The sequence below is a fragment of the Vreelandella sp. EE27 genome (genome assembly GCF_968206495.1).
Window position 1 is genome coordinate 199,003 of the sequence record NZ_OZ309109.1, and the last position, 20,347, is coordinate 219,349.

The window sequence follows — 20,347 nt, forward strand, 5'->3', positions numbered from 1 at the left end:
GAGGCTGGAATGTCCCGCATAGCGAAATATCCGGTTAAAGTGCCTGCCGGCGTTGAAATCAAAATCAACGACGACCAGCTGACCGCCAAGGGCGGCCAGGGCACGCTGTCAATGCCCCTTCACCGCGACGTGGTGATCGGTCAAGAAGATGGCCAGCTGACCTTCGCCCCGAGTGAAAATGCCAAGAGCTGGGCAATGGCCGGTACAACCCGCGCCCTGGTTCAGAACCTGGTGACGGGCGTATCCGAGGGCTTTACGAAGACTCTCGAAATTGTTGGCGTCGGTTATCGCGCTCAAGCGAAAGGCCAGACGCTCAATCTTTCACTGGGCTTCTCGCACCCGGTCGACTATCAACTGCCTGAAGGTGTCTCAGCGGAAACGCCGAAGAATACCGTGATCGTGCTGAAAAGCGCGGACAAACAGGCACTTGGTCAGTGCGCCGCGGAGATCCGCGCCTTCCGTCCCCCCGAGCCGTATAAAGGCAAGGGTGTCCGGTACGCCGACGAGCAGGTGCGTCGCAAAGAAGCCAAGAAGAAGTAAGGCAGGGTTATGAACGCGAAGAAAGAATCTCGTCTCCGTCGTGCCCGCCGCGCTCGCGCCAAGATCCGCGAGCTGGGCGTGTATCGCCTGTGCGTCAACCGTACGCCGCGTCACATCTATGCGCAGATTATCTCGCCGGATGGTGGCCAAGTGCTGGCCAGCGCGTCTACGCTGGACAAGGCACTGCGCGAAGGTGCGACGGGCAACTCAGAAGCCGCTTCCAAAGTTGGCGCTTTGATTGCCGAGCGCGCTAAAGAAGCAGGCATCACCCAGGTGGCCTTCGATCGTGCTGGCTTTAAGTATCACGGTCGCGTCAAGGCTCTGGCCGACGCCGCTCGTGAAGGCGGCCTGGAATTCTAAAGGGTTTTACGATGGCGAAGAACGAACAGCAAGGCGGTGATCTGCAAGAAAAACTCGTGCAGGTCAACCGCGTCGCCAAGGTGGTCAAGGGTGGTCGTATTTTCGGCTTCACCGCGCTGACCGTCGTTGGTGATGGTAATGGTCGTGTCGGTTTTGGTCGTGGCAAGGCGCGTGAAGTGCCGGTCGCGATCCAGAAAGCGATGGATCAGGCGCGTCGCAACATGGTCAAGGTAAACCTTGCAGGCCAAACGCTGCAGTACCCGGTGAAAGCGCGTCACGGCGCTTCCAAGGTATTCATGCAGCCGGCGTCTGAAGGTACCGGCATCATCGCCGGTGGCGCCATGCGCTCCGTACTGGAGCTCGCCGGTGTCCACGACGTACTGGCCAAGTGCTACGGTTCCACCAACCCGGTTAACGTGGTGCGAGCGACTGTTAAAGGTCTCTCCTCCATGCAATCACCGGACGACGTGGCCGCCAAGCGCGGTCTGTCTGTCGAAGCGATTACGGGGTAAGCACCATGGCAGCTTTGATCAAGGTTACCCAGGTCCGCAGCACCATCGGCGTTTTGCCCAAGCATAAGGCGACCATGAAAGGTCTGGGCCTGCGTCGCATCGGTCATACGGTTGAACTGGAAGACACCCCTGCCGTACGCGGCATGATCCACAAGGTAACTTACCTTGTGCGCGTTGAGGGAGAGTAATCCATGAAACTTAATACCTTAAGCCCGGCTCCGGGCTCAAAACACGCTGAAAAGCGCGTTGGTCGTGGTATCGGTTCCGGTCTTGGTAAGACCGGTGGCCGTGGCCACAAAGGTCAGAAATCTCGCAGTGGCGGTACCGTCAAGCCTGGTTTCGAAGGCGGTCAGATGCCGCTGCAACGTCGTCTGCCGAAGTTCGGCTTTACGTCGGCGAAGTCGCTGGTCTCTGAAGAAGTACGCCTGGCCGAGCTTTCCAAGGTCGCGGGTGACGAAGTCACTCTCGAAACCTTAAAGCAAGCCAATGTGCTGAAGAATGCTACGCAGTTTGCGAAGATCATTCTTTCTGGCGAATTGAATAAAGCGGTTACCGTTCGCGGTCTCAAGGTCACCAAAGGTGCCCGTGACGCGATCGCAGCCGCTGGCGGCAAGGTAGAGGACTAAATGGCCAAGTCAGGAAACATGCCGGCGACGGGCAGCGGTCTGAGTGAACTATGGGCGCGTTTGCGCTTCGTGCTCCTCGCCATCGTGGTGTACCGTATCGGTGCCCATATTCCCGTTCCCGGTATCAATCCTGACCAGCTTGCTGCCTTGTTTAGGGAGCAGCAGGGCACCATCCTGGGCATGTTCAACATGTTCTCGGGTGGTGCGCTGGAGCGTATGAGTGTTCTCGCCTTGGGCATCATGCCCTACATATCGGCGTCGATCATCATGCAGCTCATGACTGCGGTCTCCCCTCAGCTTGAGCAACTCAAGAAAGAGGGCGAGTCCGGCCGCCGAAAGATCAGTCAGTACACCCGCTACGGCACGGTGATACTGGCGTTTATCCAGGCCACCGGCATGTCCGTGGGCCTGGCTAGCCAAGGCATCGCTTACAGCGCTGACTTTAGCTTCTACTTCACTGCCGTGGTGACGTTCGTCTCCGGCGCGGTGTTTATGATGTGGCTAGGTGAGCAGATCACCGAGAAGGGTATCGGCAACGGCATTTCGTTGTTGATCTTTGCCGGGATCGTCGCCGGGCTACCCAGCGCCGTGGGTCAGGCTTTCGAGCTTGCCCGCAACGAAGGGGCCTGGAATGTTCTTCCGCTGTTAGCGCTGTCAGTGCTAGGGATCGCCACCGTGGCATTCGTGGTATTCATCGAACGTGGCCAACGCCGCTTGAAGGTGAACTATCCACGGCGCCAGGTCGGCAACAAGATGTATGCGGGCCAAAGCAGTTACCTTCCCCTGAAAGTGAACATGGCCGGTGTCATTCCGGCTATTTTCGCCTCCAGCATCCTTCTCTTCCCGGCGTCGATCGGGCAGTGGGTCGGTGCCGGTGAAGGAATGGAGTGGCTGCAGCGTGCATCGCAAGCGCTTGGCCCCGGCCAGCCGCTTTACATCTTGCTTTTTGCGGCGGCAGTGGTATTCTTCTGCTTCTTTTACACAGCGCTGGTCTTCAATCCCAAGGATGTAGCTGACAATCTGAAAAAGTCAGGTGCGTTCCTGCCGGGTATTCGTCCCGGCGAGCAGACCGCTCGCTATATCGACAAAGTGATGACACGTCTCACTCTGTTCGGTGCCCTGTATATCACTGCAGTTTCCCTGATGCCCCAGTTCCTGATCGTTGCCTGGAACGTCCCGTTCTTCTTTGGCGGCACGTCCCTTCTGATCGTGGTAGTGGTCATCATGGACTTCATGGCTCAGGTGCAGTCGCATCTCATGTCGCATCAATATGACTCGGTGATGAAGAAGTCCAACCTGAAAGGCTACGGTAGCGGTGGCATAGTGCGCTAAGCACTGCCTCCCAGGCATTTGGCCAGGCGCGTGTTTCGACACCCCCTGGCCAAACACCCCGGACGTGCCGCGAGCCGTTTTTGGAGAAAGAACGATGAAAGTTCGAGCTTCCGTAAAGAAGATGTGCCGTAACTGCAAAATCATTCGTCGCAATGGCGCTGTCCGCGTTATTTGCACCGAACCGCGGCACAAACAGCGTCAGGGCTAATCCCCTCGCTGTTTTAAGCGGGCGTCGCATACCCCTTGCCTTAGGGCAGTAAAAGGGGTATGCTGTTGCGCCTTTTAAAGATGAACAAACGAGCAAGCCGCTCAAATTTCGGAGTAAGCTGATGGCCCGTATTGCAGGCGTCAATATCCCGGACAACAAGCATGCGGCGATCTCGCTGACCTATATCTTCGGGATTGGCCGTACCCGCGCCGCTCACATCTGTGACGCTGCTGGTATCGCCCATACTGCCAAGATCCAGGAACTTTCGGCTGAAGAAGTCGATACCCTGCGTTCTGAAGTTGGCAAGTACACCGTAGAAGGCGACCTTCGCCGTGATGTCACGCTTAACATTAAGCGTCTCATGGACCTGGGTTGCTACCGTGGTCTGCGTCATCGTCGTAGTCTTCCGCTGCGTGGTCAGCGGACCAAGACTAACGCGCGTACCCGTAAGGGCCCGCGTAAGCCGATCCGCAAATAATACGCAGGTTCTGTAACTAAGGCAGAACCGGCGTTAAGACAGGAATAGACATCAACATGGCTAACCCGCGTAGTAACCGTAAAAAGGTTAAAAAGCAGGTAGTGGACGCCGTTGCGCACATCCATGCCTCTTTTAACAACACGATCGTGACGATCACAGACCGCCAGGGCAATGCGCTTTCTTGGGCAACTGCCGGTGGTTCGGGTTTTCGAGGTTCTCGTAAGAGTACCCCGTTCGCAGCTCAAGTAGCGAGTGAACGTGCAGCGACTGCTGCAGCCGAGTATGGTGTGAAAAACGTAGACGTGCTGGTCAAGGGCCCCGGCCCCGGCCGTGAATCCGCCGTGCGCGCACTGAACGCCGCCGGCTTCCGCGTGCAAAGCATCGTAGACGCGACGCCCATTCCCCATAATGGCTGCCGTCCGCCTAAGAAACGCCGCGTTTAAGGAGAGAGATTCATGGCTCGTTATATTGGACCGAAGTGCAAACTGTCTCGTCGTGAAGGCACCGACCTCTTCTTGAAGAGTGGCGTGACTCCGTTCGAGAAAAAGTGTAAATCCGAGCAGATCCCGGGTGTACACGGCCAGCGTCGTCAGCGTCTTTCAGACTACGGCTTGCAGCTTCGTGAGAAGCAGAAAGTACGTCGTATGTACGGCGTACTCGAAAAGCAGTTCCGTAACTACTACAAAGAAGCCGCTCGCCTGAAAGGCGCGACCGGTGAAGTATTGTTGCAGTTGCTCGAATCCCGACTGGATAACGTCGTCTACCGCATGGGCTTTGGCTCGACTCGCTCTGAAGCGCGTCAGCTGGTCAGCCACAAGGCGATTGCCGTCAACGGTCGTAGCGTTAACGTGGCTTCCTACAAAGTGAAGCCGGGTGACGTGATCTCCGTTCGCGAAAAGGCGAAGAACCAGGCCCGTATCCAACTCGCGTTGACCATCTCGGCCAACCGTGGCGATATTGCCTGGATCGACATCGACGCCAAGAAGATGGAAGGCACTTTCAAGGCTCTGCCTGAACGCGGTGACCTGACTGCCGACATCAACGAAAACCTGATCGTCGAGCTGTACTCCAAGTAAGCCGTTTGCTTGGCAAATATGCTTCTTGAAGCCCGGGCGGTTCGTCCTACGCACCGCCCGGATGCTCTTGAGTACACGCTCTAGAGTACTCAGTATCCGTTTGGCAGCCTGAAAGGTGTTCATATGCAGCGTTCAGTGACAGAGTTTCTTCGTCCTCGCGATATCAAGGTCGAAGAAATCAGCGCACATCATGCCAGGATCGTTCTCGAACCGTTCGAGCGCGGCTTTGGCCACACCCTGGGGAATGCACTGCGTCGCATTCTGCTTTCATCCATGCCCGGCGCTGCCGTGGTAGAGGCTGAAATTGCCGGTGTCGAGCACGAATACAGTGCCCTCGAAGGGGTGCAGGAAGATGTAATCGAAATCCTCCTGAACTTGAAAGATGTTGCGATCAAGATGCACAGCCGCGATGAGGCGGTGCTCTCGCTGAACAAGCAGGGCCCAGCCGTCGTCACCGCTGGCGACATTGCGCTTGATCATAGCGTCGAAATCGTCAACCCGGACCACGTCATTGCACACGTCAATGAAGGTGCCGAGCTGAAAATTCAGCTTAAGGTGGCGCTGGGTCGTGGCTACGAACCGGCTGACGCCCGCGGCTCTGATGAAGAGACGCGTGCTATTGGCCGCCTGCAGTTGGATGCCACCTTCAGCCCTGTCCGCCGCGTTTCCTACTCGGTCGAAGCCGCTCGTGTCGAGCAGCGCACCGACCTCGATAAGCTGATTATCGACCTGGAAACCGACGGTACTCTGGATCCGGAAGAGGCTATCCGCCGCAGTGCGACCATTCTGCAAGAGCAGCTGGCCGCCTTCGTCGACCTGGAAGCTGATAAAGAGCAGGAAGTCGAAGAGGAAGAGGATCATATCGATCCGATCCTGTTGCGCCCCGTAGACGATCTTGAGTTGACCGTTCGCAGCGCGAACTGCCTGAAAGCCGAGAATATCTACTACATCGGTGATTTGATCCAGCGCACGGAAGTGGAGCTGTTGAAAACACCGAACCTCGGCAAGAAGTCCTTGAACGAAATCAAGGATGTCCTGGCAGCGCGCGGTCTTTCCCTTGGCATGCGGCTGGAGAACTGGCCACCCGCGAGCTTGAAGGACGACAAGGCCTCCGCGTAAGCGTCGACTTGAGTCCCAGTTTGGTAAGGAATCACAACCATGCGTCATCGTAAGAGTGGTCGTCAATTAAACCGTAACAGCTCGCACCGCCAGGCCATGTTCAAAAACATGTCCGTGTCGCTGGTCGAGCACGAAGTCATCAAGACAACCCTGCCCAAGGCCAAGGAACTGCGTCGCGTTATCGAGCCGCTGATCACCTTGTCCAAGCAGGACAGCGTCGCGAACCGCCGTTTGGCATTTGCCCGCACGCGCTCTAAAGAAGCCGTCGGCAAACTGTTCAACGAGCTGGGCCCGCGTTACGCCGAACGTCCCGGTGGCTACATCCGCATTCTCAAGTGCGGTTTCCGTCCAGGTGACAACGCGCCCATGGCGTACGTCGAACTGGTCGACCGCCCGGCCGTCGAAGAAGCCGCTGCGGAAGAGTAAGATCGCACCGCTTTTGAAAGCACGCTTTTAAAAGTCGAGTGAAAGCCGGCCCCCTGGGGGCCGGTTTTTTTATGCGTGCTACTAAAACAGACCCTTTTCTCACTTTAGAATACGTTTACTGTGATCGGGTACGTGCTAACCTGAGCGCTTGGGACGAAGGCCGTGAATCCCGGGCCTTGAGATCAATTAAAGCGAGTAGCAAGGGGCAGGTATGGCAGCGAGGGGAGTGACTTCAAACACCGCCATGCGGTGGTGGCTGATGTGCGCCGTCGCCATGGCGGTGTTGGTACTGGGCAGTACTGCGCATGCCGACGGTAACCCGCGCTATGCGGGCATCGTGGTCGATCTGGAAAACGGTGAAGTACTCTACTCGGAAAATGCCGATCTGCCGCGCTATCCCGCCTCGCTCACCAAGATGATGACCATTTACATGGCCCTCGAGGCGGTCGAAAACGGCAATTTACGCCTCGACCAACCGCTTGCGGTCTCCGCCCAGGCCTCCGCCATGCCGGCCACCAAGCTGTGGCTCTCGGCGGGCAGCACTATCCCGCTGGATACCGCTATTCGCGCGCTGACCGTACGTTCGGCCAATGACGTGGCCGTCGTGGTCGCCGAGGCGGTCGGCGGCAGCGAACAGCGCTTTGCGAACATGATGACCGCCAAGGCGCGGGAGCTTGGCATGCACAGCACGACCTTTCGCAACGCCTCGGGCCTGCCCGACGATGGCCAGATCACCACCGCCCGGGACATGCTGATTCTCTCGACCCGCGTGATGCAGGACTTCCCCCAGTATTACCATTACTTCGGTCTACAGGAGTTCAGCTACAAGGGCACCCGTCATACCAGCCACAACCGCCTGGTGCGCGACTACCCCGGTGCCGACGGTCTGAAAACCGGTTTTATCCGTGCCTCGGGCTTTAACGTGGCGACCACTGCGGTGCACGATGGCCGGCGCATGATCGCCGTGGTCATGGGCGGGTTCAGCTCGTCGTCGCGGGATGAGCACATGGCCGACCTGCTCGATCGCAGCTTCGCCAGGGCCGGGCTTCGCGATAACCCGTCCTGGCTTGCCGATACCAACTTCTCCCGCGAGTTCATGAGCTTCCCTGGGCTCTCGGCGCCGCTGACCACGCCGCCGCCCAGCATGCCGCCTTCTCCCATTCTGGCCAATGTGGATACGAGTGCGCGGCCACCGGCCGCTGCCGCCAATCAGGCGCCCGCACCCCAGCCCTCCCGCGCAGCACCCGTCACGCACCACGACCCGCTGCAAGCGCTGATCGAAGAGCAGCAGCAAACCATGGCCGATCCGCTTTCTGTGGCCAGCGCCAACGGTGGTTGGGGGATTCAGGTGGGTGCGTTTAGCCAGGCGAGCCACGCCGAACAGCTCGCCCGCCAGGCCGCTCAGCGTTTGCCCAACGACGTGGGGGGCCGCGCCGCGGTCGATACCGTCGAGGGCCACACGCCGGTATTCCGCGCCCGCGTGGTCGCACTCGACGAAGCGCGCGCCATTGCTGCCTGCCAAACGCTGCATGCCCAGGGCATGGACTGCATGGTGGTCAACGCAAGCCTTTAACGTCAAAGGCGTGCGCCGCGCATAAAAAAGCCCCGCTAACAGCGCGTTAGCGGGGCTTTTTGTTGAGGGCTTTACTCGAAAGCGTACACGTCCATGGCCAGCACGCCGTGCTCGACGCTGTGATGAAGCTGGCGGGCATCGCCTCCAGCTCCCATGGCCACCAGTAGCGGAAGAAAGTGTTCCGGCGTGGGGTGGTTACGCCGCGCCTCGGGGGCGCTTTGCCAGTTCAGCAGCGCGTCGCGGTTGTTCTGTTCGAACTGGGTGCTGACCCAGCCGGCGAACTCGCCCACCCAAGGGGGCATGGCACTGCCCAGCGGCATCGTCTCGTAGAGGTTGTGGGTCAAACTTCCCGAGCCCACGATCAGCACGCCCTCTTCGCGAAGCGGAGCGAGCTTTTCACCCAGCGCCTTTAGCTCCTCGCTCGACCAGCGAAGCGGCAGCGACATCGAGACGACCGGCACGTCGGCGTTGGGAAACATCAGCGACAGCGGTACCCAGGCGCCGTGGTCGAAGCCCCGCTCGACGACATCCGCTCCTAGCAGTGTTCCCAGCCGCTCGGCCAGGGCGGGCTCGCCGGGGGCGGGGTAGTGGCACTCGAAAAGCTCGCGGGGGAAGCCGCCGAAGTCGTGAATGGTTTCCGGCCAGGCGGTCTGGCTGACCTTGAGCTTTAGGCTCTCCCAGTGCGCCGAGATCACGATGACCGCTTTGGGCGTCAAGGTCTGGCCCAGCCCGCGCAGAAAACGGTGAGCAGGGGTGGTGTTCAGAGCGAGCATCGGCGAGCCGTGGGAAATAAACAGGCTGGGTAGCATGGTGAATCTCCTTCAAGGGCCCCGGGCGAGCCGGGGCCTGGCGTAGAGGTTAGCGAGTACGTTCGGTCAGGCTGAAGCGTCCGCCGCCCAGTCCTGCCTGCACCAGCAGCGCGACGGCCCAAAAGATCGGGAATTCCCAGCCGCCGCCTTCGTTGGAGAACATCCAGCCGTTGCCCAAATGCACCGAGGCGGCGCCCAGCAGCAGCGGAATCATCGCAAGACTGACCCAGCGGGTGTAGATCCCCAGTATCAGGGCAAGGCCGCCGCCGATCTCGCCGGCAATGGTTAAGTAGGCGAGAAAGCCGGGCAGACCGAGCGACTCGAAGTAGCCCACGGTGCCGGGCAGAGTGAACACGAGCAGTTTCAAAAGGCCGTGAGCCAGCGCCATGACACCCAGCGAGACACGTAAAAGCGTGATGGCGTAGGGCTGGAAGAAAGGGGTGGTCGAGATGTTCGCGGTCGTGGTCATGAGTGTTGCTCCATAAGCGGTCAGGGGTGGGGCTGATGGAGACACTATAATCCGCGCACGAGTGAAGATAATCTGCGCTTTTTTCACTTCACTGTTGCGCTATGCGCGACAATCCCATGGCCTCTTCCCAGCAGGGCGGGTCGCCCCAGACCTCGGACAGCAGGGCGATAAAGCGCTCGACCTTGGCCGGCAGGTAGCGCCTGGCAAGGTAGAGGGCGTGTATATCGAGCATGACCGGCGGCGCATCGGTCAGTAGCGGCACCAGCCGTCCGGTCAGGATGCTCTCGGTGACCAGAAAGCTCGGCTGCTGTGCGATACCCAGTCCGGCTTCGGCCATATGGGTGAGCACATCGCCGTTGTTGCTCTCGACCGGCCCGTGGGGCGTCAGGGTCGTTGCATTGCCAAGCGTCCAGCTGCCGGTGGCCTGACCGCTTCGGTAGCGCAGGCAGTGGTGCTCGGCCAGTGCCTCGAAGGTCGTCGGCGTGCCCATGCGCTCAAGGTAATCCGGCGAGGCGCAGAACAGCATCCGGCAGCGGGTGATACGCCGGGCAATCAGGTTGGAGTCGGCCAGCTTGCCGATACGGATCGCCACGTCGTAGCCCTCCTCGACAAGATCCACTCGGCGGTCGTTGAGATCCAAGCGCACCCGGAGCGCGGGATGCTCGGTCATGAAGCGGGCGACCAGCGGCGCCAGGTGGCGCACGCCGAAGCTCATCGGCGCATTGATGCGCATCTCGCCGCCCACCTGCTGGGTGGTACTGCTCACGTCGCTCGCCGCTTCGTCCAGCGCCTGCAAAATGGCCTGGGCGTGGGCCAGGTAGCGCTCGCCTTCGGTGGTCAGGTGAATGCGCCGGGTAGTGCGCTGCAAAAGCCGCGCCCCCAGCGACTCCTCCAGCGCCATCACCTGGCGGGAAAGCCGGGTACGCGAGATATCCAGCGCCTCGGCGGCGCGGGTGTAGCTACCCAGCTCGGCGACCTTCACGAAGGCACTGATATGCTCGAGTTGGTGCTTCACCGTTTGAACGCCAGGGCGGCCTGGTAAGGGTCGGGCGTGCCGCAAATGGCCGAAATCACCGCCAGGCCGTGGGCACCGGCTTCGAACACGCGCCCGGCGTGCTCGGCTTTCAGCCCGCCAATGGCCACGCTTGGCAGGCGGCTCGCCCGGGCCAGGGCTGCCAGGCCGTCAAAGCCCAGCGGCTGGGCGTGATCCTGCTTGCTGGTGGTGGCAAAGACCGGGCCGAGCCCCAGGTAGTCCAGCGTCTCAAGCGGAGCACTTTCGAGCTCGGCCAGCGTATTGATCGACAGCCCCAACAGCGCATGACGGCCTAAAGCCTGGCGAGCACTCGGCACTGTGGCGTCGCTTTGACCCACGTGCAGGCCATCGGCGCCGCTTTCGACGGCCACGTGCAGCCGGTCGTTGATGATCAAGGGAACGCCGCTACCCGCCAGCAATGCCTTCAAGCGTCTGGCCTGGTCGATCATGGCCGCATCGCTTGCGTGCTTGTCGCGAAGCTGCACGACGGTGACGCCACCGGCCACCGCCGCCTCGACCGTTTTTTCGAGCCCGTAAGCACTGCACAGCGCCGCGTCGGTCACCAGATAAAGCGAAAGGTCGAGGCTCACTGCGGCGCTCCCTGGCTGTTGGCCGGGTCGACGTTCTCCCAAAGGCCCTGACGCGATAGCGTCTCGGGCGTCAGCTGATAGAGCGCATCCAACAGCTCGACCTGAAAGCTACCCGGGCCGCTGGCTTTTTTCCCTGCCCGGCTGCCCGCCAGTGCAAAGCCGGCAAGCGCGGCTACGCTCGCCTTGAAGGGTTCCTGAGGCGTGGCGGCAACGAAACCGGCCGCAATGGCGCTAAGCCCGCAGCCAAGCGTAGTCACCCGGGGCATCAGCGCGTGGCCACCGGTGACCCGGGCATGTTGGGTGCCATCGGTGATGAAGTCCTGCTCGCCGGTCATGGCCACGACGCAGCCGTGGCGTTGGGCAAGCGCGATGGCAGCGTCGTCGGCCTGCTGGACATTGGCGGCGGCGTCCACGCCGCGACCGCGACTTTCCAATCCACTAAGGGCCAATACTTCCGAGGCGTTGGCGCGAATGATCGTGGGCTCGAGGGCTAAAAGCTCTTCACACAGCCTTTGACGATAGGCCGTGGCGCCCACCGCGACCGGGTCCAGCACCCAAGGCTTTGTTTGGCGCCTGGCCACCTCGGCGCAGGCCAGCATCGACGCTGCCCAATGCGGCGAGATGGTGCCGATATTGATCGAAAGCGCATCCGCGATCGCCGTGAACTCCGGCGCTTCTTCTTGGGCATGCAACATGGCAGGCGAGGCGCCCACGGCCAGCACGAGGTTGGCGGTCGAATTCATGGCCACGAAATTGGTCATGCAGTGTACGAGCGGCGTCGCATCATGTAGCGCGCTCAGGTAGCGTCCAAGGGGGGGTAGAGTCATGGCATCCTCCCGGGCGGGAGGTGGTGAGAACACCACGACTCCCTACGCCGGTACTATCCGGTTCAGGTTCAAAGGGTACGTCTCAGCCCGTTGCCGGGCGCCCCTGTCGTGGGTCTACTATCCGGATACTGAGGTGGCTTGTAAAGCCTGGCGAGTATCTAGTGCACGGCATCCATGGCGTGCTGCTGTAAGGTGATCAGCGGAACGATGTCGAGGGTTTTCTCATGCGTGCCGGACAGGATGACCGGCGGTGCCAGGCCGACATCGGCGGCTTCCTGCCAGCGTTTGGCGCAAAGGCACCAGCGGTCGCCCGGCGCCAGGCCCGGAAAGCCGAATTCCGGGCGCGGGGTGACAAGGTCATTACCCTGCGCCTGGGAGAACGCCAGGAACTCTTCTGTCACAATGGCGCACACCGAGTGTACGCCGATGTCATTAGGGCCTACGCGGCAAAAACCGTCGCGGTAGAAGCCTGCTTTAGGACTATGGCAGCAGGGTGTTAAAGGCTCACCGAAAACGTTACGGTCACGAGACATGATGCCTCCTGAGAGCAGGGCTGGAATTAGCCAAGGTCTGCCCTCATGGTTAAGTTTGTATGTCGAACGGGCGTTGAATGTGCGTTGCACCTGTATCAATTAGACTACAGCCTTGTACAAAGTCTCGGTTTCGTCAAAGTTTCGCGTCAAATAAGGAGTGTTCCATGAGTTTCCAGGGTGAGCAGCATCCCGGCGTCGTACCCGCGCCGGCCAACACGCAAGGCTTTCGTCTCAACCACACCATGCTGCGGGTGAAAGACCCACAAACGGCGCTGGCATTTTATTCGCGCGTATTTGGCATGCAGGTACTGCGCCGGCTCGATTTCGACGAGATGCAGTTCTCGCTCTACTTCCTTGCCAATGTCGAAAGCGACGAGCAGATTCCCGAAGATACCCGTGAGCGCACGGCCTGGACGTTCAGCCAGAAAGGCCTTTTGGAGTTGACCCACAACTGGGGCACCGAAGAGCAGGCGGATTTCGCCTATCACGATGGCAACGCCGAGCCCCAGGGCTTTGGTCATATCTGCTTTAGTGTGCCGGATCTTAACGCCGCCCAGGCCTGGTTCGACGTCAATGAGGTAACGTTTGTGAAGCGCGCCGAACAGGGCAAAATGAAGGATGTCATCTTCGTGAAAGACCCGGACGGCTACTGGATCGAGGTTATCCAGGCGGACTTGATGGCCGAGACGGGCGACTAGCGTGGCGCATCTGCTTTTTCGGCTGCGCCATGTCACCGATGAAGAGGCGTCGGAGGTGCGCGCGCTACTCTTTGAGCGCGGCTTTGATGTCTACGAGACCCAGGCGGGCTTTTTCCGGTTGGGGGTCGATGCGATCTGGCTGCGCGATGAGGGCCAACGCGAGGCCGCCGACGCGGCGCTTGCCGAGTACCAGCAGCGCCGCCAGCAAAGCGAGCGCCACGCCTTCGAGCAGGCCAGGGCCAGGGGCGAGGCGCCGACGCTCTGGCGGCGTTTTATGGCTCACCCGCTTCAGGTGGTGCTCACCCTCGTCGCGGTGGTGTTGATTGCGCTGCTGACGCTGTTGCCGTTTCTGGGCCTTGGCGGCCTTTAGCGGGCTACGCCGCGGACAGGTGACCGCGCTTGAGGTACAGGCGCACGCCGTCGCTTCCCGCCTTGAGCGTAGGCAGTGACCCAAACGGATAGCGACACCAACTGCCTGCCGGGTACTCGGTGCCGCCTTCCCAAAGCACACCCTCCAGCACGAATATCTCGAGCCCCTTGCTAAGCTGCGGGTAATTGACGGTCACATCGGCTTCCCACTGCTCGAGGCTTACCCGCTCCTGGCCGTGGGTGTGCAGCATCTTATAGCGCACACCCTCGCGCTGGTCGGGCTGCCAGGGCAGGCGGTGCGCGGGCATCGCAACGCGTAGCGTGTCGGTATGCTCGAACTGGTGAAGCTTGACCAGAATCAGCGCGCCCTCTTCGCCTATTTGCGGGGTGTGGCCGGTCCCGATAGGGTTGCGCAGGTAACTGCCCGCCGGGTAGCAGCCGTGTTCGTCGCCAAACACGCCTTCCAGCACGAAAATCTCTTCGCCGCCGCCGTGCACGTGGCGCTCGAACTGGCTGTGCGGGGCATAGCGCACAAGGCTCGTCGCCCGGGCGACCTCGTCGCCGATGCGGTCCAGCATCATCCGCTCAACCCCGGCACTGGGGGAATCCACCCACTCGTACTCTGCAGGCATCACACAGGCAAACCGGGAAAAATCGGCGTTTAAACGCATGGGCTGACTCTTGTTCACCAGGAAAAGAGGCTAAGTCTCCTCATCCCGCGGCAAAAATGCAACGCATAAACGCCTGGGCGGCATTGAGAGAAGGGCTCGTGGCAGGGCGTCGAGTGCATAAAAAAAGCGCCCCGAGGGGCTAATGCCGATCAGTTAAGGCTTTTGCCTACCCACAACGAGCGGTAAATCTATTGTAGCTGCGCGTTGCGCTGCGTCGCTGGCTAAAGCCTGCTCTTACGAGGGATGGGGCACGACTCCATTGTAGGAGCCCAATTCCATTGGGCGATGGCGGCGATAGCCGCCCTTCGGTGGCGACGGCACTTTTGGTTGCCATCATCACCAACCCCAGCAGCGCGTTGCGCTGCATCGCTGGCTGAAGCCTGCTCCTACAAGGGATGGATGCAAGATTTCGTTGTTGTGGAGCCCGCTTCAGCGGTGGTCCGACCATTCGGCGAATGGCGCCGTCAGGCGCCCTGGCCAAGCCACCCGTCGCGAGCTAAAGCTCCGTCCCACAGGTGATAGCCAAGCTTAACTGATCGGCATTACCCCGAGGGGCGCTTTGAATGACGCGAGAGCGGTTCGATCAGTGGCTGTGTTCGTGTTCGTGGCCGTGATCATGGCCGTGCTCGTCGTGATCATCATGGCCGGGCTCGGCCAGGGCGCCGTGCAAAAGCTCGGCGTTGTGGCGCATCATGCCAAGATAGGTGCTTGCCTCGCCCTCGGCGGCCAGGGCGTCGGCGTAAAGCGTGCCGGCCACCTCGAGGCCCGTCTCCTCGGCGAGCTGCTCGATCACCGCCGGGTTGGTCATATTCTCGTGAAACAGCGCCTGGACGCCTTCATCGTTGATCACGTCGACCAGCGCGGCCATACCGGCGCCGCTGGGCTCCACCTCGGTGGAGAGCCCTGAGGGCGAGAGAAAGCGCACGCCGTAGGCGCTGGAAAAGTAGCCAAACGAATCATGGCCGGTGATCACGGTGGCCGAGGCGGGCACCTCCTCGATCAAAGCGCGAATCTCGCGGTCGAGTTCGGCCATCTCTTCCAAATAGCGCCCGGCGTTGGCGCGGTAATCGTCGGCGTTCTCTTCGTCCACCTCGATCAGCCCATCGCGAATGTTGGCGATATACACCTCGGCCTGGACCATATCCTGCCAGGCGTGCGGGTCGGAATCGCCGTGCACGTGGTCGTGATCATGATCGTGACTATGCTCGTGCCCATGATCATGATCATGCTCGTGTCCATGATCATGGCCGTGATCGTGGGGGTGGTAATCCAGCGCCTCGATACCGTCGGTCGCCGTGACCAGCGGGCCCTGGTAGTCGCTGGAGTCCAGCAGCCGGTCCATCCAGCCTTCGAATAGCAAACCGTTGAACACCACCAGGTCCGCCTCGGCCAGCGCGCGCGCATCCCCCGGGCGTGGCGAGTAGACATGGGCGTCGCCGTCCGGGCCGACCAGCGAGTTCACTTCGACGTGCTCGCCGCCTACGTTTTCGACCATATCGGCCAGAATGGAGAAGCTGGTGACCACCTGAACGCGCTCAGCGGCCATGGCGGCGGGCAGGGCGAGTAGGGTAGACACGCCCACCAATAGCGGGGCAAAACGTAGCGACATGACGAAACTCCTAATGCGTATGAGAATGCTCGAGCGGCGCATCCAGCGGCGCCGTTTTACGGCGTAACCGGGCGGCCAGGCTGTGGTAACGGCCAAACAGCGCCGAGAAGAAATACGCCACGCCCGCCAGCAATATGATGCTCGGCCCCGAGGGAATATCCAGGTGATAAGAGAGCAAAAGCCCCCCGGTACTGGCGATCATGGCCAGCACCACGGCAATGCCCATCAGCCCCTCCAGGCGTTTGCTCCAAAACCGCGCGGCGGTGGCGGGCAGCATCATCAGGCCCACGGCCATCAAGGTGCCCAGTGTCTGGAAACCCGCGGTGAGGTTGAGCACCAATAGCGCCAGGAACACGCTGTGCACCCAGCCGCCCCGCCGGCTCTGGCCGCGTAGAAACAGCGGGTCGAGGCACTCGACCACCAGCGCGCGGAAGATGAACGCCATGGTGAGCACGATCAGCGTGCTGATACCGGCAATGAGTAAAAGCGCGGTGGAGTTGATCGCCAGAATCGAGCCGAACAGCACGTGGGTAAGGTCCACACTGCTGCCGCCGATCGAGATCAGCATGACCCCGGCGGCCAGCGAGATGATGAAAAAGCTCGCCATGGCGGCGTCTTCGCGCTGACCGCCCATCTTCGAGACCGCCCCGGCCAGCAGCGCCACCATCAGCCCGAACAGCACGCCGCCGATACTCATCATCGGCAGCGAAAAACCGGCCAACAGAAAGCCCAGCGCCACGCCGGGCAGGATGGCGTGGGCCATGGCGTCGCCGATCAAGCTCATGCCGCGCAGCACCAGAAACACGCCCAAGGGCGGTGCGGCGATGGAGAGCGCCAGGCCCCCGACCACCGCGCGGCGCATGAAGCCGTAGTCGAACGGGGCAATCAGCCAGGCATTAAGCAGTTCCAGCATGGAGACCCCCTGCGTTAAACGGCACGCTTTGAGCGGGCATATGCGGTTCGGCGATCGCTTCCGGGGCGATCCAACGGCCGTGGCCGTGGCTGAGTATCAGCACTTCGTCGGCCAAGCGCTTCAGGTGGTCCATGTCGTGCAGCACGATAATCAGCGTGACGCCGTTCTCGGCCATCTGGCGCAGAATCGTCACCAGAATGTCCACCGTTTCGCGATCCACGTTGGCAAAGGGCTCGTCGAGCAGTAAAAGCTCGGCTTCCTGCATCAGCGTGCGCCCGATCAGCGCGCGCTGGCGCTGCCCCCCGGAAAGCTCACCCAGCGGGCGGTGGGCCAGGTGCGAAATGCCCAGTCTTGCCATGATGTCGCGACCCTTGCGGTAGTGCGCCGCACAATACCCTTTGAGCGCGCCGTGGCTTGGCCAGGTGCCGGTCATGACCAGCTCTTCCACGCTCATGGGAAAGGTCAAGTCCAGCGCCAGCTGTTGCGGCAGCCAAGCGCGGCGCTCCGGGGCCACGGTGCACTTCACGCTGCCCGAGACCGGACGTAATTCGCCCATCATGGCCTGTATCAGCGTGCTCTTGCCCGCACCGTTGGCGCCGACCAGGGCGGTAATCGCCCCGGGTAGAAAATCGCCATTGAGCTGTTCGAGCACCATGCGTCGGCCCTGGGCCAGGTGAAGGTCGTGCAGCTGTAGCCTGGTGTGGTCGCGATGGCTCATCGGCCCCACCCGCCGGCCCAGAACACCAGAAGCCAGAGGGCGGCGATAGGCACCGCCACCAGCAGCAAGCGGCGGGTGGCCGAGAGTGACATCAGCGAAAAGTGGCAAGGCCCTTCGCGATTATGGCGATGTGGATGGTGGCTCAACGTCTCTCTCCTCGGCAGAGCGATTAGGTTATAACATAACATTTATGAGTGTCAAAAAATTGCCGAGTATTTTACCCGCTTCATCGCCTTTGACAATGACCGCGCCAATATGCCGCTTTTACCCCCGCGCCGCTTCCTGGCATTCGACGAGCGCGGGCGGGCACCGGGCAGGTGCCTTAAGAGCCGCTTCAAAGGCCGTGGAGGTGGGGCTGGGCAGGCCCGGTAAGACGGCCCAGCTGGTCAAAATCCACCCGGCCGAGCTCGTCGTCGTAAAAGACCTTCTCGCGGTGCGTATTGCGCACGACGTGGACACGGTTTGGCTGGCCCCGCTCGTCCAGATCCAACACCCAGGCAAGATAGCCGTGAGAGAACGCGACCAGGCTGCCCAAAGGGTAGAAGCCGTGGCGCTGTACGTAGCGCGTGACCCAGTGCTGATCGAAGCGCTCCGGACGATTGTAAAGAAAGCGGTACGCCTGAACGATATCCAGCGGCGGGCGATCACCGCGCACGCGGGTCATGGCATCGATCACATCGATGACCGCCGCCATGCGTGCCAGCGTCGAGATCGCGTCACCCTTGAGCCCCTGCGGGTAGCCCGAGCCATCCAGGCGCTCGTTGATCGCCCCGATCACCTCGCGCTCCAGCGGCCCGCACGGGTAGCCCGCCTGCTCGAGCGCGTTGAGTAGCGTAGCGACGTGGGCCTGCAGGCGTAGGCGCTGTCGCTCGTCCATATCGCTTTCAAGCGACGGCAGCGTCTCGTCGATCAGCATTGCCTTGCCCATATCGTGGATCAGCGCCGCCTTGACCGCCCGATGGGTATCGTCCGCCAGCGTAGGCTCCGCCAGCATCAGGTCGGCCAGTTTGCCCGCCACGTTCACCGAGTGCTGCATCCAGGCGGGTTCGTCCCGCAAGCAGGTCAGGCTAAAGAAAAACGCCTGACGGCCTTTGCCGTGTAGCTTGATGAGCTTGTTGGCGCTGCGTTCCAGGCGTTCGAACGGCAGCGGCTGGCCGCCTTGTAAGGCCAGCAGAAAAAGGTGCAAGTCGCGCGTGATCTCGCGCAATACCGAGACGGCGCGAGAGGAGCGCTGAGGCCGGGTGTTCGACCGGCGCCGCGCGCGCTTTTTGGCGTCCGGCGAGGTATAGAGCTTGGTCGGTGACACCAGGCGCGAGCCTTCCCCGCTTCGCCAGGCGATTTCCCGCTCGGTGGTGAAGACGATCTGGGTCAGTTCCTGCTGATGCGGGCGGTCCAGGCCTTCGAAGGCGAGCCCGATCGCCGCCTCGTTGGTATAAGCGATGGGCGTAATATGGCGTACCGAAGCGCTGGCGGTGAAGCGCTCACCGTTGGGAAAGGTCAGTACGACACTGGGGACCACCGCCTCTTCGGTCAGCGGGACGCACTTCCCGAGCGGCAGCTGCACAAGGCACCCGCCGCCGGAAATATCGCGTAGTTTCGATGTAATGGGCGGCTGGCCGGTAAAAAGCGACAGCGCCACGTTCACCGGCATATCCTTTCGCAATTTGATGCGCGCCTGCCCCCGCCGGGCGGCGGTAGTCAGGCGTTGGGGGATCGCGCCGCGTATCGTTAGCGCCTCGCCACAACGTTCAGCCTGGCGGACCTTGAAGTCATCAAAGCTCAGAATCTGATCGTTTTCGGCTTTCAGCGTTATCGCGCGCTGTGCGAGTGTGGCGGGGTCGAGGCTGCCTGCGTCGGTCACGACCAGGGCCAGCTCGCCGGTCTCCAGGCTTAGGTTTTCCAGGTGCGCCGGGTAATCCGGTGGCTGGCCATCGAGGGCCACCGTCAATGCATGGCGGCTATCGTCCAGACTCGCAAGCACTTTGGCGATATGGCGCGCGTCCACCACCTCGATACTATCAACGCTTTGTTTTAGAGCGGTACTCATGGGTTTCTCTTGACCCTTTTTGCGTGGCGCGACCCGCGTTCACGGGCCGCGCTGTCCCCTGTATCACGTCGTCTTCAAATCCAGCCTAACACTTAATAGCGCCAGGTCGCGCCCACCTGGTGAGGGGCCAACGTCAAAGCGTATTCGCCCTTGAGCGTGATGGGGCCCAGCGATACCTGGGCGGGTTGAAAACGGTTAATGGCCGAAGAAGCCTGGCTTGGTTGCGTCCAAATTTGGAGCTCGTTGACCAGCATGCCCGAGGCGAAGTTGATCGCCGCATCGTCACCGCGGCCGTCGGCGGCGATCACCCCGGCCGCCAGGCCGTTGACCACCAGCGAACTCACCCGGGCGCCAAGGCCCCGCCGCGCCCGCTCGGCTTGAGCGAGCTCCAGGCCGAGTGCCTGCACGCCGCTCAGTTCACCGCTGGCTTTCAAGCGCTCGTAGCGCTCGAGGGCCGCCGGATGCGGCTGGCGATCCGTCAACATGCCACCCAGCGCCAGGGCGGATTTCACCGCACCCACGCGCGCGTCATACCGGTCGTCGCGGTCGCTTGCCTCGCTCGACTGGTAGGCGTTCACCGCCAGGCTCGTCGCGTAGGCGCCCGTCCATCCCCACTGCCAAAGGTTGGCCTGGCGCGCACCGTTTTCGAACACCTCATCGTACTGCGCCCAGTCGTTGGTAGATTGCGCGTGAACCGGAAGGGCGAACGCGCATACGAGCGCGCAGAGCCAAGGGTGTAGCCGCATGGTCGTGAACCTGTTTATGGGTGGTAAAAAAGTCACGCTAAGCGTAGCACGCAACGAGAAAAACG

At 61.3% G+C, this 20,347-nt stretch carries 28 protein-coding genes and 1 riboswitch; of the genes, 15 read left to right on the forward strand and 13 right to left on the reverse strand.

The genetic code is table 11. From position 1 onward, the window contains the following. Window positions 1-9 precede the first annotated feature (9 nt). From rplF to ACWHVV_RS01020, 13 genes are all read left to right on the forward strand, one after another. On the forward strand, window positions 10-540 hold the full coding sequence (gene rplF, locus ACWHVV_RS00960) for a 50S ribosomal protein L6 (protein ID WP_447927675.1): 531 nt from the start codon (window positions 10-12) through the stop codon (window positions 538-540). A gap of 9 nt (window positions 541-549) precedes the next feature. After that, complete coding sequence (rplR, locus tag ACWHVV_RS00965) at window positions 550-900, forward strand: 50S ribosomal protein L18 (protein WP_447527428.1); 351 nt, start codon at window positions 550-552, stop codon at window positions 898-900. An 11-nt stretch (window positions 901-911) separates the two neighbouring features. Continuing rightward, window positions 912-1,412: a 30S ribosomal protein S5 gene (gene rpsE / locus ACWHVV_RS00970; RefSeq protein WP_447527429.1), complete on the forward strand. Its 501-nt coding sequence runs from the start codon at window positions 912-914 to the stop codon at window positions 1,410-1,412. A gap of 5 nt (window positions 1,413-1,417) precedes the next feature. Next, window positions 1,418-1,600, forward strand: a complete 183-nt coding sequence (gene rpmD / locus ACWHVV_RS00975) for a 50S ribosomal protein L30 (protein WP_252105875.1) — start codon at window positions 1,418-1,420, stop codon at window positions 1,598-1,600. A 3-nt stretch (window positions 1,601-1,603) separates the two neighbouring features. Further along, on the forward strand, window positions 1,604-2,038 hold the full coding sequence (gene rplO, locus ACWHVV_RS00980; RefSeq protein ID WP_447927676.1) for a 50S ribosomal protein L15: 435 nt from the start codon (window positions 1,604-1,606) through the stop codon (window positions 2,036-2,038). Further along, window positions 2,039-3,370 (forward strand): preprotein translocase subunit SecY, encoded by a 1,332-nt coding sequence (gene secY, locus ACWHVV_RS00985; RefSeq protein WP_447527431.1) that lies wholly within the window; start codon window positions 2,039-2,041, stop codon window positions 3,368-3,370. Window positions 3,371-3,464: 94 nt separating this feature from the next. Continuing rightward, window positions 3,465-3,578, forward strand: coding sequence for a 50S ribosomal protein L36 (gene rpmJ / locus ACWHVV_RS00990; RefSeq protein ID WP_031384759.1), 114 nt, complete (start codon window positions 3,465-3,467; stop codon window positions 3,576-3,578). 121 nt (window positions 3,579-3,699) lie between these two features. Further along, window positions 3,700-4,056, forward strand: coding sequence for a 30S ribosomal protein S13 (gene rpsM, locus ACWHVV_RS00995; RefSeq protein WP_447927677.1), 357 nt, complete (start codon window positions 3,700-3,702; stop codon window positions 4,054-4,056). A 56-nt stretch (window positions 4,057-4,112) separates the two neighbouring features. Next, window positions 4,113-4,499 (forward strand): 30S ribosomal protein S11, encoded by a 387-nt coding sequence (gene rpsK / locus ACWHVV_RS01000; RefSeq protein ID WP_009099028.1) that lies wholly within the window; start codon window positions 4,113-4,115, stop codon window positions 4,497-4,499. Window positions 4,500-4,511: 12 nt separating this feature from the next. Then, the gene (gene rpsD / locus ACWHVV_RS01005; RefSeq protein WP_447927678.1) at window positions 4,512-5,132 is read left to right on the forward strand and encodes a 30S ribosomal protein S4; all 621 of its coding nucleotides are present in this window, start codon (window positions 4,512-4,514) and stop codon (window positions 5,130-5,132) included. A 123-nt stretch (window positions 5,133-5,255) separates the two neighbouring features. Beyond that, window positions 5,256-6,251, forward strand: a complete 996-nt coding sequence (locus tag ACWHVV_RS01010) for a DNA-directed RNA polymerase subunit alpha (protein ID WP_252105880.1) — start codon at window positions 5,256-5,258, stop codon at window positions 6,249-6,251. A gap of 39 nt (window positions 6,252-6,290) precedes the next feature. Beyond that, window positions 6,291-6,677 (forward strand): 50S ribosomal protein L17, encoded by a 387-nt coding sequence (gene rplQ, locus ACWHVV_RS01015; RefSeq protein WP_447527434.1) that lies wholly within the window; start codon window positions 6,291-6,293, stop codon window positions 6,675-6,677. 211 nt (window positions 6,678-6,888) lie between these two features. Further along, window positions 6,889-8,250 (forward strand): D-alanyl-D-alanine carboxypeptidase, encoded by a 1,362-nt coding sequence (locus ACWHVV_RS01020; protein WP_447927679.1) that lies wholly within the window; start codon window positions 6,889-6,891, stop codon window positions 8,248-8,250. 71 nt (window positions 8,251-8,321) lie between these two features. Here ACWHVV_RS01020 and ACWHVV_RS01025 read toward each other — a convergent pair whose 3' ends face one another. The 6 genes from ACWHVV_RS01025 to ACWHVV_RS01050 form a co-directional block, all read right to left on the reverse strand. Further along, complete coding sequence (locus tag ACWHVV_RS01025; RefSeq protein WP_447927680.1) at window positions 8,322-9,059, reverse strand: DODA-type extradiol aromatic ring-opening family dioxygenase; 738 nt, start codon at window positions 9,057-9,059, stop codon at window positions 8,322-8,324. Window positions 9,060-9,108: 49 nt separating this feature from the next. Next, window positions 9,109-9,528 carry a DoxX family protein gene (locus ACWHVV_RS01030; RefSeq protein WP_447927681.1) on the reverse strand — a complete coding sequence of 140 codons (420 nt, stop codon included), beginning with the start codon at window positions 9,526-9,528 and terminating at the stop codon, window positions 9,109-9,111. 88 nt (window positions 9,529-9,616) lie between these two features. Further along, entirely contained in the window at window positions 9,617-10,543 is a 927-nt protein-coding gene (locus tag ACWHVV_RS01035; protein WP_447927682.1) for a LysR substrate-binding domain-containing protein, read from the reverse strand. Further along, window positions 10,540-11,151: a thiamine phosphate synthase gene (thiE, locus tag ACWHVV_RS01040; RefSeq protein ID WP_447927683.1), complete on the reverse strand. Its 612-nt coding sequence runs from the start codon at window positions 11,149-11,151 to the stop codon at window positions 10,540-10,542. Before thiE ends, ACWHVV_RS01035 begins: the two co-directional genes overlap by 4 nt. Continuing rightward, a complete protein-coding gene (gene thiM / locus ACWHVV_RS01045) occupies window positions 11,148-11,978 on the reverse strand; it encodes a hydroxyethylthiazole kinase (protein ID WP_447927684.1) in 831 nt (276 codons plus the stop codon). Before thiM ends, thiE begins: the two co-directional genes overlap by 4 nt. A 22-nt stretch (window positions 11,979-12,000) precedes the next feature. Continuing rightward, a riboswitch (TPP riboswitch) is annotated at window positions 12,001-12,093 on the reverse strand. 43 nt (window positions 12,094-12,136) lie between these two features. Continuing rightward, window positions 12,137-12,511 carry a DUF2237 family protein gene (locus ACWHVV_RS01050; RefSeq protein ID WP_447927685.1) on the reverse strand — a complete coding sequence of 125 codons (375 nt, stop codon included), beginning with the start codon at window positions 12,509-12,511 and terminating at the stop codon, window positions 12,137-12,139. A gap of 164 nt (window positions 12,512-12,675) precedes the next feature. Between ACWHVV_RS01050 and gloA the strand changes: the two genes are divergently transcribed. Together gloA and ACWHVV_RS01060 are read left to right on the forward strand one after the other, a co-directional pair. Beyond that, on the forward strand, window positions 12,676-13,209 hold the full coding sequence (gene gloA, locus ACWHVV_RS01055) for a lactoylglutathione lyase (protein WP_447927686.1): 534 nt from the start codon (window positions 12,676-12,678) through the stop codon (window positions 13,207-13,209). A 1-nt stretch (window position 13,210) separates the two neighbouring features. Next, complete coding sequence (locus ACWHVV_RS01060; protein ID WP_447927687.1) at window positions 13,211-13,579, forward strand: DUF6164 family protein; 369 nt, start codon at window positions 13,211-13,213, stop codon at window positions 13,577-13,579. Window positions 13,580-13,583: 4 nt separating this feature from the next. Here ACWHVV_RS01060 and ACWHVV_RS01065 read toward each other — a convergent pair whose 3' ends face one another. The 7 genes from ACWHVV_RS01065 to ACWHVV_RS01095 form a co-directional block, all read right to left on the reverse strand. Next, a complete protein-coding gene (locus tag ACWHVV_RS01065) occupies window positions 13,584-14,249 on the reverse strand; it encodes a cupin domain-containing protein (RefSeq protein ID WP_447927688.1) in 666 nt (221 codons plus the stop codon). A 583-nt stretch (window positions 14,250-14,832) separates the two neighbouring features. Continuing rightward, on the reverse strand, window positions 14,833-15,858 hold the full coding sequence (locus tag ACWHVV_RS01070; protein ID WP_447927689.1) for a metal ABC transporter solute-binding protein, Zn/Mn family: 1,026 nt from the start codon (window positions 15,856-15,858) through the stop codon (window positions 14,833-14,835). 10 nt (window positions 15,859-15,868) lie between these two features. Beyond that, entirely contained in the window at window positions 15,869-16,771 is a 903-nt protein-coding gene (locus tag ACWHVV_RS01075; RefSeq protein ID WP_447927690.1) for a metal ABC transporter permease, read from the reverse strand. Continuing rightward, window positions 16,755-17,489, reverse strand: a complete 735-nt coding sequence (locus ACWHVV_RS01080) for a metal ABC transporter ATP-binding protein (protein WP_447927691.1) — start codon at window positions 17,487-17,489, stop codon at window positions 16,755-16,757. The genes ACWHVV_RS01075 and ACWHVV_RS01080 overlap by 17 nt, the downstream gene beginning before the upstream one ends. Next, window positions 17,486-17,635, reverse strand: a complete 150-nt coding sequence (locus ACWHVV_RS01085; RefSeq protein ID WP_447527445.1) for a hypothetical protein — start codon at window positions 17,633-17,635, stop codon at window positions 17,486-17,488. Before ACWHVV_RS01085 ends, ACWHVV_RS01080 begins: the two co-directional genes overlap by 4 nt. Before the next feature lie 188 nt (window positions 17,636-17,823). Next, entirely contained in the window at window positions 17,824-19,536 is a 1,713-nt protein-coding gene (locus tag ACWHVV_RS01090) for an HD domain-containing phosphohydrolase (RefSeq protein WP_447927692.1), read from the reverse strand. Window positions 19,537-19,628: 92 nt separating this feature from the next. Continuing rightward, entirely contained in the window at window positions 19,629-20,282 is a 654-nt protein-coding gene (locus ACWHVV_RS01095) for a hypothetical protein (RefSeq protein ID WP_447927693.1), read from the reverse strand. Window positions 20,283-20,347: the final 65 nt, after the last annotated feature.